11 protein-coding genes are annotated in these 13623 nt (G+C 67.6%); 3 read left to right on the top strand and 8 right to left on the bottom strand.

Annotated elements, in window-relative coordinates:
• Positions 1 to 124 precede the first annotated feature (124 nt).
• The gene (locus EV650_RS03765; protein ID WP_166678008.1) at positions 125 to 2599 is read left to right on the top strand and encodes an AAA family ATPase; all 2475 of its coding nucleotides are present in this window, start codon (positions 125 to 127) and stop codon (positions 2597 to 2599) included.
• Here the strand turns inward: EV650_RS03765 and EV650_RS03760 are convergent.
• The gene (locus EV650_RS03760) at positions 2596 to 3270 is read right to left on the bottom strand and encodes a PucR family transcriptional regulator (RefSeq protein WP_134115333.1); all 675 of its coding nucleotides are present in this window, start codon (positions 3268 to 3270) and stop codon (positions 2596 to 2598) included. The two genes, EV650_RS03765 and EV650_RS03760, sit on opposite strands and share 4 nt — an antisense overlap.
• A gap of 346 nt (positions 3271 to 3616) precedes the next feature.
• Here EV650_RS03760 and EV650_RS03755 point away from each other — a divergent pair, with 346 nt between their 5' ends.
• Together EV650_RS03755 and EV650_RS03750 are read left to right on the top strand one after the other, a co-directional pair.
• Positions 3617 to 3916, top strand: a complete 300-nt coding sequence (locus tag EV650_RS03755; protein WP_134115331.1) for a hypothetical protein — start codon at positions 3617 to 3619, stop codon at positions 3914 to 3916.
• Positions 3917 to 4035: 119 nt separating this feature from the next.
• The gene (locus tag EV650_RS03750; RefSeq protein ID WP_134115329.1) at positions 4036 to 5193 is read left to right on the top strand and encodes a DUF3141 domain-containing protein; all 1158 of its coding nucleotides are present in this window, start codon (positions 4036 to 4038) and stop codon (positions 5191 to 5193) included.
• An 8-nt stretch (positions 5194 to 5201) separates the two neighbouring features.
• On the opposite strand, the gene EV650_RS03745 is transcribed toward EV650_RS03750, so the two are convergent.
• From EV650_RS03745 to EV650_RS03715, 7 genes are all read right to left on the bottom strand, one after another.
• Entirely contained in the window at positions 5202 to 5594 is a 393-nt protein-coding gene (locus EV650_RS03745; RefSeq protein ID WP_134115327.1) for a helix-turn-helix domain-containing protein, read from the bottom strand.
• Positions 5595 to 5626: 32 nt separating this feature from the next.
• Positions 5627 to 6859 carry an acyl-CoA dehydrogenase family protein gene (locus tag EV650_RS03740; RefSeq protein WP_202874372.1) on the bottom strand — a complete coding sequence of 411 codons (1233 nt, stop codon included), beginning with the start codon at positions 6857 to 6859 and terminating at the stop codon, positions 5627 to 5629.
• The gene (locus EV650_RS03735; RefSeq protein WP_134115325.1) at positions 6856 to 8472 is read right to left on the bottom strand and encodes a long-chain-fatty-acid--CoA ligase; all 1617 of its coding nucleotides are present in this window, start codon (positions 8470 to 8472) and stop codon (positions 6856 to 6858) included. Before EV650_RS03735 ends, EV650_RS03740 begins: the two co-directional genes overlap by 4 nt.
• A 55-nt stretch (positions 8473 to 8527) precedes the next feature.
• Entirely contained in the window at positions 8528 to 10648 is a 2121-nt protein-coding gene (locus tag EV650_RS03730; RefSeq protein ID WP_202874371.1) for a PHA/PHB synthase family protein, read from the bottom strand.
• A 513-nt stretch (positions 10649 to 11161) separates the two neighbouring features.
• A complete protein-coding gene (locus EV650_RS03725) occupies positions 11162 to 11389 on the bottom strand; it encodes a hypothetical protein (protein ID WP_134115323.1) in 228 nt (75 codons plus the stop codon).
• Positions 11390 to 11461: 72 nt separating this feature from the next.
• On the bottom strand, positions 11462 to 12394 hold the full coding sequence (locus tag EV650_RS03720) for an alpha/beta hydrolase (protein WP_134115322.1): 933 nt from the start codon (positions 12392 to 12394) through the stop codon (positions 11462 to 11464).
• Positions 12391 to 13593 (bottom strand): Bcr/CflA family efflux MFS transporter, encoded by a 1203-nt coding sequence (locus EV650_RS03715; RefSeq protein ID WP_202874369.1) that lies wholly within the window; start codon positions 13591 to 13593, stop codon positions 12391 to 12393. The genes EV650_RS03720 and EV650_RS03715 overlap by 4 nt, the downstream gene beginning before the upstream one ends.
• Positions 13594 to 13623: the final 30 nt, after the last annotated feature.

The following is a 13623-nucleotide window of genomic DNA, read 5'->3' as shown; positions in this document are numbered from 1 at the left end:
GTGGTCCTGGTTGTGGTCTGCCACTCGCAACGGCTCCGAACCTTGTGAGCACACACATCGACAGCTGCTGCGGCCGCTTGGATCCTGAGATCAGGTGGCGATCAGTTGCGAAGGGTTGGACGACTTGCGGTCAGACCTCGTCGGGCGAACCGCCGAGCTCGAGTCGATCGACTCACTGCTCGGTCGGCATACCTCGGCCTCGCCTGCCCTGCTACTTCGCGGCGATCCGGGCGTCGGGAAGACGGCGTTGCTCTCTGCTGCTGCTGACCGGGCGACCGATCGTGGAATGCGGTTGCTCCGTGCATCCGGCGCCGAGTTCGAGGCGGGGCTCAACTTCGGTGTGTTGCATCAACTCCTCTACCCGTTGCGTGATCGGGTGGATCGCGTCGGCGGCGACCAGTGCAGGCGCATCCTCGACCTCTCGCCCAACCTTGAGCCGGATCCGCCCACTCTCACCGCGGTGCTCGCCTTGCTGACCGACGCGGCCGCCGAACAACCACTCCTGATGATCGTGGACGACCTCGGTTTGATCGACCCAGCCAGCGCCAGCGTGCTGGGCTTCGCGGCCCGCAGGTTCGGCAGCGACCCGATCGCACTCCTTTCAGCCGCAAGGTTCGGTGCAAGCGGTCTGCGACTGCCAGAACTCCTCGTCGGACCACTCGATGCGGCGGCGGCCGAGACCCTGCTGGATAGTCATTGGCCCGCCCTGGCGCCCGCGGTACGGAGGCGAATGCTCGACGAAGCCGCCGGGAACCCGCTCGCGCTGCAGGAACTTCCCACCTTGCTCGACGGTCGGCAGCGCTCCGGGCGTGAGTTGTTGCCCGAGTTCCTGCCGCTGTCCGATCGATTACTGCGAACCTTCGCACCTGACCTCCAAACGTTGCCCTCAGCAACCAGAGAGCTCCTCGTGCAACTCGCACTGGAACCTGCTGGCATTAGGGGATCCGCACCGGCACTGGACGCGGAGCTCGTTCGGGTCGATGCGGACGGGCGCATCCGGATCCAGCATCCGCTGACCAGGCTGGCAATCGTTCACGAAGCACCGCCCGATGTACGCCGCAACGCCCACCAGACTCTGGCCGCGGTGATGGCCGACTCTCCTGTGCGTCAAGCCTGGCATCAGGCCGGTGCCATCGACGGACCAGACGAAACCGTGGCCCTCGCGTTGGAGGACGCTGCGATGCCCGGCCGCTCCCCCGCGGCGCTGGTTCGGGCTGCTGAGCTCAGCCCGCGCGCGGCCGACCGGTCCCGGAGGCTAGCCGCAGCCGCCTGGCTCGCAACGATCACCGGTCAACTCGACGACGTACCCCATCTGCTCGCCGACGCCACACCGGACGCGATGACGTTGGTCACCACCGCCCAACTGCTCACCTACCAGGACGGCGACCTCGAGGCCGCCCACCGACTGCTGGCCCAGGCTCTCGACGTTCTCGAGGACACCGACGGACTGCTGGACCCGATGCTGTCCGCACTGCTGTTCGTCAGCCTCAGCTCTTCCCGGCCAGAGCCCTGGGAGCTGCTCAACAAGGCAATGGCTCGATTCGAGCCGGAGGACGTCGTACCGTTCCGCCTCTGCTACGAGGCGTACGTCGACCCGTGCCGCAAAGCCGACGCGATCCGGGCAGGACTCGCGCAAGCCTTCACGAACCTGCCGGCCGACGCCGAGCCCTGGCGACTCATACCGCTGGCATTCGCCGCGACGGCGATGGATCTCCTGTCCGACTACCGCTACCTGATCAGACGGATGATCGATCGGGAACGAGTCGACGGGGCGATCGCGATGGTTGTGCCCGGCCTGATGCTGCTCAGCCAGGACTCATACGTCCACGGGCGGTGGGACGAGGCCGACCGGTTGGCACAGGAAGCCCTGGACCTCGCGACAACCTTCGGCTACCAGTTCTGGGTCGGCCAGATCCAGGCATTGCGCAGGCGAAGCGAGGCCCTGACGGAGATCGCACCGAGTACCGGCATCCCGGGCCGCTGGATGGTCTTCGACCAGGTCGAAGCCGCCATTCGATCCGGTGAGCTCGAGCGCGCCCGCGCGTACGTAGCCGCAGCGCACCAGACCGGTCTCCACCGCATCAGTCCCCGGATCGACCTGATGGTCACCGGTGCGGCAGCCCTGATCGCCCCGCACGGCACAAGCGAGACAGCCGACGCGGCCGGCGCGCTGTTCGAGGCAGCCCTCTCGGTGCCTGACGCCGACCGGTGGCCGTTTGATCGCGCGCGGGTCCAGTTCGCCCATGGGCAGTGGCTGCGTCGAACTCATGACACCGCCCGCGCCCGAGCTCAGCTCCGAGCGGCCCTGGAGACCTTCGACCGGATCGGCGCCGAAGAGTACGCGCGCCGAGCCCGCGAGGAACTCCGCGCGGCCGGAGTTGCCAGCGGTCCCCGCCCGGCCGCGGCCGGCGTGCTGACCACACAGGAGCAGCAGATCGCCGAGCTCGCGGCGACCGGACTCACCAACAAGGAGATCGCGGCGCGACTGGTTCTGTCCCACCGCACGGTGGCTTCCCACCTGCACCGGCTGTACCCGAAGCTCGGCATCGCCGCCCGCGCCGGCTTACGCGCCGCGCTGGACGCGATCCCGCAAGACTAGGAGTCCAGGCCGAGCAACGCGCGGGCCTGCAACGCGAAGACGAGTTCGGCGACATCGCGCGGGTTGGTCAGTGAACGACCGGTGCGCTCTTCCACCCGGTGGAGGCGGTAGCGCACGGTGTTCGGGTGGCAGTACAGCGCGGCGGCGGTTTCGCCGGCCGAGCCGTCATGGGTCGACCAGGCAGCCAGCGTGGCCAGCAGGATGTCCCGATCGTCGGCGGCCAGGTCATCGAGATTGCCAAAGACCAGGTGTACGACGGCTCGCGCGACCTCGACATCGGCGAGAGCGACCATGTTCAGTGGTGCGCGGTCGAAGAGCTTGACCGGCTCTGCCACGGTCGCGGCTGCCAAGGCGATCCGGGCCAGCTTCAGGCCCAGATCGAGCTGGTCGGCGTCGGGGTAGGGCGGACTCACGCCGATCCGGCCGACGGTAGTTCTGTTCAGTAGGCCGATCACCCGGTCGACGCTGTCCGGGCGGATCGCGACGACGCCGACGTACAGCCCTGGCAACGGCTGCCAGGCGGACGGGATCGCCATGGTCTGCAACTGCTCTTCGATCCGGTGGAGACCGGACGTTTCCTCGGCCGCGACGACCAGGAAGCGTCGTCCTTCCGGTAAGGCGTCGGCGAGACGGCGAAGGCTGCCGTTCACAGCGACCGGTGCGGGTGTCATCGGAGCCTCGCCACAGTGCTGGTGACGTCAGCCGTGCTGCTTGGCCAGCAGGCGCAGGCCGATCATCGGGACGCTGAGGGCGATGGTGGACAGGACCGGGATCAGGTAAGCAAGCATCGGACTTTCCTTTCGGTGGGCCGGGGCTGGGTTCCGGCTGGTACCTAAAGGTTCGCCTGTGAGCCCCTCCCGATTCCTGGCCCGCCGACCCGAACTTCGAGCCGGCCACTGTGCCCGCCGCACAAATCACCGTCTCTCCGGGATGCAGAGCCGAGCAGGCGGATTAGCGGTGTTAGCAATTGCCGTGCTAACGTAGCAAACACCACCCGACGACCAGCAAAGGGATCTCATGGCCACCAGCACCGAGAGCACGAGCAGCACACCGAACTTCGCCGACCTTCCGTCGATGGAGGAAGCGTCCGAGCGGATCCGCGACCTCAACGAGCGGTTGATCGAGTCCTCCAAGAGTGCGGGCATCGTCGCCCTCGATGCCTATGAGAAGGGCCTGCAGAGCCTGGTGGACTTCGAGACGAAGGTCGCGTCGGCCAGCCAGCTGGAGTGGGTGTCGGCCGTGGCCACCACCCATGCCAAGTTCGTGACCGACCTGAGCGCCTCCTACAGCCAGGCCGCGCGCGACCTGCTGAACTGACAGCACGTACCAGAGGTGCCGCACACGCTCGTCCTCCGGAATCGAGGGCGAGCGTTCGGTTGCCGGAGGAACCCTCGACCGGAACCGATTCCCGCCCGATCACCAGTGAGGACCCGCCCATGGCCACCTCGCACCCCCATGCAGCCATCGTCAGCGCGACGGTCGACGAGACGTTCGGCCACTTCGAAACGCTCGTGCGCGGCGCGAGCGATTACTTCGCCGACATCGTGTCCCGTCACAGCACGCCTCTCCGCGTGGGTCTCGACCTTGTCTCCTGGGCGACGACCATCGCGGACCGCGAGCCGCCGCGCTGGGCCACTGAGAACAACGTCGTCGCCGCGTGGCCGATCGCCCGGCTGCGCGACTTCTCGACGGCCGGCTCCGAGGCCGCGATCCCCCTTCTCCTGCTGCCTCCCCAGGCGGGTCACGACTCGTGCATCGTCGACTACGACCCGCTCCAGAGCCAGGTCAGGACGGCTCTCGACTCCGGGCTCACCCGGGTGCTGTCAATGGACTGGATCGGGGCCACCGCCGAGACGAAGGACGCCTCGATCGAGGACTACGTCGCGGTCGTCGACGAGGCCATCGCGCTGGCGGGTGGCCGGGTCCATCTGGCCGGTGACTGCCAGGGCGGCTGGCTTGCCGTCATCTACGCCGCACTGCACCCGGAGACGGTCGAGACTCTGACCATCGCCGGCGCACCCGTCGACTTCCACGCCGGCGAGCCGTTGATCCACGACTGGATGCAGGTGTTGTCGCCGCGGCGCGACCTGGCCTTCTACCGGGCCGTCGTCGGGGCCAACGGCGGCGTCCTTCCTGGCAGGTTCCTGCTGGCCGGCTTCGTCGCGATGCAGCCGGCCAACGAGCTCGACCGCCAGCTGCAGTTGCTCGCCCATATCGGCGAACCTGCCCACGTCAACCGCTACCGGACCTTCGAGAACTGGTTCCGGCACACGCAGCCCATCCCGGGAGCCTTCTACCTGTGGATCGTCGAGCGGCTCTTCCAGGACAACGAGCTGGTCGCGGGCAGCCTTCAGGTCGCAGGGCACACGGTCGAGCTGGCCCGCATCGCGTGCCCCGTCTACCTGCTGACAGGCAAGACCGACCGCATCACGCCGCCCCCGCAGGTCTTCGCACTCGCCGACCACATCGGCACCAGGCCGACCGACATCCACCGGCGCCAGACCACCGGCGGGCACCTCGGCCTCTTCATGGGCCGCCAAGCGCTCCGCGACCACTGGCAGCCCATCTTCGCCGCGCTCGCCGCGCGGTCGTAGGCCGATAGCTACGGCTTGGCGCGGGTCGTGCGCGCCCGGCGGACGGCGTTGGCGTCAACGAACCCGCGGTAGACCTCGAGCAACGCCCGGCGCTGGGTCGCAGTGAGCTCGTTGGCGGCCTCGATCTGCGCGGGGAGAGCTGCCGGCTCGGCCTGGTCCTCGGAGAGTGGCTCAACGAACCCGGCGTCGGCGTAGAGCCGCTGCACGGAGGTCTCCAGAGAGTCGGCGATCGCGTTCAGCACCGCGTCCGACGGCGCCCGCAGGCCGCGTTCGATCTGCGACAGGTAAGGGTTCGAGATGCCGACCGCTGCTGCCAGCTCGCGCATAGGAAGTGCCGCAAGCTCACGCTGCGCCCGGATGATCCGGCCGAGCATGAGATGCGGCATCTCCTGGTCCGTCATGGCGCCAGTCTAGCTTTGCGGACTACATGCCTTCACGAAATGGCGCTGACACCGGTGATGTCGCGCCCGACGATCAGTGTCTGGATGTGCTCGGTGCCCTCGTAGGTGTAGATCGACTCGATGTCGGTCATGTGCCGGATGACGTGGTAGTCGAGCAGGATGCCGTTTCCGCCGAGCAGATCCCTCGCCTCGGCGATGACCTGCCGAGCCTTGAGCGTGTTGTTCATCTTCGCCAGGGCGGCGATCGTGTCGGTGAGCTTTCCCTGCTCCTCGAGACGGCTCACCCGCAGGCAGTAGAGCTGCATGGCCGTGACCTCGGCGAGCATCTTGACCAGTTGGTCCTGCACCATCTGGAAGCTGACCAGTGGCTTGCCGAACTGGCGGCGTCGCCGGGTGTAGCTCAGCGCGGCCTCGTACGCCGCCACCGCGTGACCCAGGGCGCCCCAAGCGACCGCGATCCGGGTCGAGGCGAGCACGCGCGCGGCGTCCTTGAAGGTGCGTGCTCCGGGGAGCACGTTCGCGTCGGGAACAAAGACGTCGGTGAGGGTGAGGTCGGCCTGCCACACGGCTCGGACCGAGCCCTTGCCTTCGATCAGCCTGGCGTCGTACCCGGGTGCGTCCTTCTCGACGAGGAAGCCTTTGACCTTGCCGTCGAGGGTGTCGCGGGCCCAGACGACGATGACGTCGGCGATGGTGCCGTTGCCGATCCAGCGCTTCTTCCCGTTCAGCCGGTAGCCCTCGCCGTCACGCGTGGCCGCCGTCTCCAGGGCGACGGCGTCCGAGCCGTGCTCCGGCTCGGTCAGAGCGAAGGCGCCCAGCTTGTCCAAGGTCGCCATGGCCGGCAGCCAGCGTTGCTTCTGCTCCTCGGAGCCGAGCATCCAGATGGACCGCATGGCCAGCCCGGCCTGGACGGCCTGGAAGGTTCCGAGGCTGCCGTCGCCACGGTTGAGCTCCATGTTGATCAGTCCCGCCGCGACCGAGCTCATCGGTGGGCAGCCGTAGCCGACGATGCCGTCGCCGACGATGCCGAGGGCACCCATCTTCTTCACCAGCGCCCACGGGAACTCGGCCCGTTCCCAGTAGCCGTTGATGACCGGGAGTACCTCGGTGTCCACGAACTCTCTGGTGCGATCCAGGTACACCTGCTCGGCGTCGGTCAGCTCGTCGCGCAACCCGAAGTAGTCGGTGCCCAGCGACTTGCCGATGTCAGTGGTGGTCAGGGTGGTCTCGTCGTAGGTCTCGTCAGCAAGCATGGTGTCGCTCATCCCTGGATCCGGCTCACGTGGCCGACCCATTCCTTTTCGCGGAGCTCGAACTTCTGGATCTTTCCCGTGGAGGTGCGCGGAAGCTGTTCGACGAACTCGACCGCCTTCGGCACCTTGTACTTGGCGATGTGGGCCCGCAGGTGAGCGATCAGCTCCGCCTCGTCGACCGTGGATCCGGGCTGCCGGACCACGAAGGCCTTCGGCCGCTCGCCCCACTTGTCGTCCGGAATGCCGATGACGGCCACCTCGAGCACCGAGTCGTGCGCCTCGAGGGCATGCTCGATCTCGACGGTCGAGATGTTCTCGCCGCCCGAGATGACGATGTCCTTCGCGCGGTCCCGCAGTTCGACGTAACCGTCCGAGTGCTGTACGCCGAGGTCGCCGGAGTGCAGCCACCCGCCGCGGAACGCCTTCTCGGTGGCGTCGGTGTCATCGAAATAGCCCGCCATCACATTGTTGCCGCGCATCACGATCTCGCCCATGGTCCGGCCGTCGCGAGGGACGTCGACCATGTTCTGGTCGACGACGCGGATGGGGTCGGCCTGGATCATGGCCACTCCCTGGCGGGCCTGGCGCCTGGCCTGGTCCGCCGGCGGCAGAGCCGCCCAGCCCGCCTGCCACTCGTTCAGCGTGTAGGGACCGTAGAGCTCGGTCATGCCGTAGACGTGCACGATCCGCGCCCCGAGTTCGCGCATCCTCGCGATCACCGTCGGACTCGGCGCGGCTCCCGCGACGGTGGCCACCAGCTCCCGTTCCAGCGCGTGCGCCTCCGGTGCCTCGGCAATCGTCGTCAGCACCGTGGGAGCGCCGTCGAGGTGGGTCACGCGTTCCTCGTCGATGAGGTGCCAGATCACGTTGGCCCGGACTGCTCGCAGGCAGACGTGGGTGGCGCCGATCCCCGTCACGGCCCAGGGTGTGCACCAGCCGTTGCAGTGGAACATCGGCAGCGTCCACAGATACACGCTCTCGGGGTCGAAGCGCTGATGGATGATCTCGCCGAGGGCGTTGAGGTAGGCGCCGCGATGGGTGTACATCGCGCCCTTCGGCTGCCCTGTCGTCCCCGAGCTGTAGTTGATGGAGATCATGCTGTTCTCGTCCTCGACCGTCCAGCGCACGGGCTCACCCGTCCCGCGCTTGAGGAACTCGTCATAAAGCACGTATGCCGGGTCAACAGCCTCGTGCGCGGCTGGGCCGTGCAGGTCGCTGACCGCGATCACCTCACTCACCGTCCGGAACGACTCGACGGCCGGGCTCAGTGCAGGCAGGTACTCCGTGTCGACCACGAGGATCTTCGCGCCGGAATGGTCACAGACGTAGCGGACCTCCTCGGGCGACAGGCGGGTGTTCACCGCGACGAGCACCGCACCGGCCAGCGGAACGCCGAAGTTGGCTATCAGCATCTCCGGGATGTTCGGAAGCAGGTAGGCGACCCGATCGCCGGGCTGGATACCGGACGATCGCAGCGCGTCGGCCAGGCGGGTCGCTTCCACACCGAACTCGCTGTAGCTGATACGTCGATCACCGTAGGCAATCGCCGTCTTGTCGGCGAACACGTCGGCGGAGCGTTGCAGAAAGGACAGTGGAGTGAGCGCTGTGAACGAGTGGGCGAACATGGGTGGACCTCCGTAGTGCGGTTTGGTCGGTGCATTCGGGTTGGGAGTCGGCGCACTACAAGCGGATGTACTCGCCAGGGGCGTCGCACAGCGGCGGGTGCTCGGCCGACGGTTCTGGCGGGGCGACCATCGGTCCCGCGCGCTCGGCGGCCCACGCGTCCCAGTCGGTCCACCACGTTCCCGGGTGCTGCTCCGCCGCGACCCGCCAGTCGGCCGGATCGGTCGGGTTCTCCGCGGCGACCTCGAACCAGGCTTTCGGTCCGGGCGGGTTGACGATGCCGGCGATGTGACCGCCGCTGGAGAGCACGTACCGGACATCCCCGCCGAGCAACTGGGTGGCTTCGTACGACGCCGTCCACGGCACGATGTGGTCGTTGACGGCGCCCACGACGTACGCGTCGTTCGTGATGTCGCCCAGGTTGAGACGGCACCCCCCGAGCTCGAGCTGACCTGACGCCAACAGGTTTTCGACGTACAGGGAGCGCAGATAGGCCGAGTGGAGAGTGGCGGGGATCCGGGTGCTGTCGGCGTTCCACACGAGGATGTCGAACGCGGGCGGCGTCTGTCCGAGAAGCCAGTTCGAGACCACGTAGTTGAAGATCAGCTGGTTCGGCCGCAACACATCGAAGGTGCCAGCCATCTTCTCGCCGTCGAGGAAGCCCGAGCGTGCCATCTGCTCCTCGAGCCGGGCGATCGATGCCTCGTCGGTGAAGACGCCGAGAGCGCCGGGCTCGCGATAGTCCAGCAAGGTGTTGAGTAACGTCACCGTGCCGACCCGGTCGGGCTCCGACTGCGCCAGGTACGCCGCCGTCATCGCCGTCATCGCCCCACCGATACAGAGTCCGACGAGATCCACCGTCGACGAAGCGGTGATGTCGGTGATGACGTCGAGGGCTGCGCACGGCCCGCGGGACAGGTAGTCGTCCATCGTCACGCCGTTCATGGACGCGTCGGCGTTGCGATAGCTCATCACGAACACGGTCCGCTCGTGCTGCACCGCCCATTCCAGGAAGCTCCGCCCCGGCGCGAGGTCCATGACGTAGTACTTGTTGATCCACGGAGGGACGGCGAGCAGCGGCACGGCATGGACCGACTCGGTCTGCGGTGTGTACTGGATGAGCTCGATCAGGTCGTTGCGGAACACCACCTTGCCCGGGGTGGCGGCGAGGTTCCTGCCCACCTCGAAGGAACTGGAGTCGACCTGGCGGGGTTTTCCGCCGTTGGTCAGCACGTCACCGACGAGGTTGGTGGCTCCCTTGACGAGGCTCCAGCCGCCGGTCTCCGCGGCCCGGCGCAGGGCCGCGGGGTTGGTCAGCAGGAAGTTCGTGGGGGCGAGTGCATCGGCCAGGAGCTGTCCGGCCAGGGCTGCCTTGGCCTCGACCGCCGGATCGTCGGACCCGACTGCCAAGACGTCCTCACCCCACTGGCAGGCGGCCAGATAAATCTCACGCAGGGCGAAGTACGCCGGATTGGAGCTCCAGGCCGCGTCGGCGAACCGGCGGTCTGTCGCACCGCCGTTCTCCGGTGCACCATTGGCGAACACCACGGCGGCCGTTGCCGGCCCCAGCTTCGACAGCCGGCCGGCGAAGGTGACCGCGGCCGCGGCGAGGCCGGCCGGCCGGGTCGCCGACCGAGACAGCGTGGCGACCAGGGCCTTGGCCTTCCAGGAGTACGGGTTGTCGCGGTACCAGTCGTACGCGATCGTGTTCACCCGCGTCAGCGCCGTCAGGTCACCGTTGCTAGCAGCAACGATTCCCTGGCCGAGCCAGCGGAGCGAGTGGAACCACATGTACCAGCTGGCGTTCTTGTACGGATTCGCCGCCCAGTTGATGTTCCCGCCGCCGTTGCCGACCTTGACCGCCGCGTACGGCCCCCATTGGAACTTGTCGGCGTACAGGTTCGCCACCGGGTTCGTCTTCTCGATCCCGCTGAAACCCGAGCACGCGTAGAACGGCGCCGCCAGCGACTGGATCTTCTTCGTCCCGATGTCGGTGGCCGGCGGCGCGGTCGCCGGTACGACATTGCTGTCGCCCGGCACGAACTGCGCCTGGTCCGGCCCCTCCGGCGCGGGGACGATCTGGAGTCCCGGCGTACTCACTGCTCCTGTTGCCGTTCCCGCCCCAAGCATCAGAACGGCGATCCCGACGGCCACACCGGCCATGCTGGTGACTCGCATGAGTCGTCCTTCCCCCGTCGCCGGAAACCGGCGACCCGATCAGGCCCGACCGCGAATGACCGGTCGAAGCCTGAGAAGCCGACGCAGGTGGTCTGGCTCGGCCCCCCGGCTGCCAGCTGCGTCTTTGTTGCTGATGGCAATCACACGGTTGCCGTCAGAAACCACTGCCCGTTGCGTAATCCCCCTACCTGGCACGATGCGCACGGGTCGGCAAAGGTTGCGGGATCGCAGGGCAGTTCGGTGGGTGATCGGTTGGACACGATCAGTAGCGGCGTCCGGTCAGCGGTCAGGTCCGGACGATTCCGGTACGCACCGGTCCGGCGGATCTACGCTGGGATTGTTCGCTTGGCGGTATACCCCACAACCGGGTAGCCAGACCGACAGAGCAGGGCCGCGCGACCCTCATCCCCGAGACGTGCTGTCGCCTACCATCGGTCGACTCCACAGCCCGGCACCGCCAGGCGAACCTGGGCGGTGTCGTCAGGTGTGATCAGGTACTGCGTCTGATCAGCGTCAGAGCGTGTGGAGCTTGTGGAACGGCGCCAGTACGCGCAGCAGGCGACCCTCGCCGAGGTCGACCACAACTGCTTCGGTCCCCTCGACAACGGTGATACGACCGACACCCTCTTTGTCGTGGGACACCCGGTCACCGACCTCGAACGTCTTGATCGGGTCGGGCACCCGGCGCTGGAAGGGGCTCGTGGACAGGTGACGACGCGTCGTCCCGCGTGAAGACTCCATCGGGTCCAGTATGCGCCCAACTTCGTCCCTCCGCCCACCCGAGGCCCGTTCCGTTACCAACCCACGCCTGAGTCAGTGACCAAGCTGGGTGCGCAGGAAGTCGACGACGAGGTCCATGAGTTGCTTACTGGTCCACAACTCCGGGTTGTCGGACAGGTCGCCGTGACCACCGCCTGTTACCACATAGCGAGTGCTGTCGACGCCGGCTTCACGCAACGCCTGGTGCAGACGCGCCGTTTGCATCGGCGGAATCACCCGGTCGTCGTCGCCGTGCAGCAGCAGGAACGGCGGCGTGTCCGCCGTGACCCGCGTCGCCGGGTCTGCCTGCCGCATCTCGTCGGGATGGTCGGCCGCCGCCCGGTCGGGCCCCAGAACGTACGCCGGAATCGCGGCGCCGGGGCCGGTCAGGGCCGCCACGATCTCCCCTTCGAATCCCTCGGCGATCGAGGCGAGATCCGAGGCGCCGAAGAAGTCGACGACGGCGGTGATCCTGTTGCCTGGTTCGGTTCCCGCCATCGACGCCAGGTAGCCGCCGGCCGACTCGCCCCAAACCGCGACCCGGTCCGGATCGATGCCGTACTCCGTCGCGTGCGAACGCAGGAACTCGAGTGCGGCCGCGACGTCGGTGAGCCCGTCCCGGTACGTCGCGCCGACGGTCGTGGTGCGGTAGTCGATGCTCGCGACCACGTAGCCGGCGGCAGCGAGATACTGCCGCTGCTTGGCTGCCATCATCCGGCGGGCGGCGACGAAACCGCCACCGGGCAGGTAGAGCACCAGCGGACGCGGGCCGCTACCCTGCGGAATCAGCAGGTCCAGCTTGAGTTTCCCGGCGTACCCGATGCCCTTGGTGGAGCGGAGGTTCCGGGCGCGGCCGATCTGCGGATCCGGATTCACCTCGATCGCGATGCTGTCGGGGTCCTTCTCCGGCGCGGCGACCGTGGAGAACCGGATCGGATGGCCTTGCAGGGTGGCGAGGGCGGCGATGATCCGCATCGACAGCTTCATGTCAGTGTCCTTTCAACGACAGGTTGCCACGGGCGGGCAGAGATCAGGGCGATTGCGGCCAGTCCGAGGGCGATCAGCATGTACAGCGCCATCGCGCTCACTTCGCCGCCGCTGAGCGGACTGGTCAACGCCCCGAACAGGTAGGTGCCGCCACCGGACAGGGCCGCCGCGGCGCCGGCGCGGGATCGCCCGATCGTCTGCGTGATCGTCGTGACCGACGGGAACGTCCCGCCGATGCCGAACATCACCACGGCCAGGCCGGCCCACGTACCGCCGAGCGTCGGGGCGATGGTGGCCTGGATCGCCAGCGCCAGCGCGCCGGCCACGCCGACCGTGATGTAACCGCTCAGCAACAGCGACGGAGCGATCCGTTTCGAGGCCCGGCCGAAGATGATGTTGGCCACCAGCATCACGGCCGCGTTCGAGGCGAACACCATCCCGTACTGCGCTGCCGACAGGCCGAACAGGTCCTGGAAGACGTAACTCGAACCGCCGATGTAGATGAACATCGCAGCGGCCGCGAATCCCAACGTGAGCGTGTATCCGGCGAAGGCCCGTCCGCGCATCAGCTGACCCATCGCGGTGAAAGTGGCCCCGATCCCCTGCGGCGCCCGCCGCTCGACCGGCAGCGACTCGGACACCCCGAGGAAGACCGACGTGAGCAGTACGACGCCCAGCCCGGCGAGGACCCAGAACACGGCCCGCCAGCCGCCCGCGGTCACGATCAGCCCGCCGAGCAACGGCCCGAGCACCGGCGCGATGCCGAGAATCATCGACTGGATCGAGAAGTAGAACGGCAGTCGCGGACCGGCGAACCGGTCGGTCAGCACCGCCCGCGCAAGCACCAGGCCGGCTGCCCCCGCACAACCCTGGAGGAACCGGCCGGCGATCAGCAGCGGCATGGTCGGGGCGACCGCACAAGCGACGGACAGGACGGTGAACAACGACGTACCGCCGAGCAGGAGGCGCCGACGGCCGAGCTTGTCGCTGATCGGGCCGATGACCAACTGGCCGATCACCAGGCCGATCAGGAACACGCTCATCGACAACTGCACCGTCGACGCGGCCGACTTCAGCTCCACGCCGAGCTCGGGGAAGCCCGGCACGTACATGTCGATCGCGAACGGAGCGACGGCGGTCAGCGCGCTCAGGATCACGATCAGCGCGATCGGCCGGCGTACCGCTGTGGTCTGGGGCATGCAAATAAGGTAACCTATGGTCAACTAGTT

The sequence above is a fragment of the Kribbella kalugense genome (genome assembly GCF_004365875.1).
In the GTDB taxonomy this organism is placed as follows: domain Bacteria; phylum Actinomycetota; class Actinomycetes; order Propionibacteriales; family Kribbellaceae; genus Kribbella; species Kribbella kalugense.
This window is presented reverse-complemented; position numbering and strand designations above follow the sequence as displayed.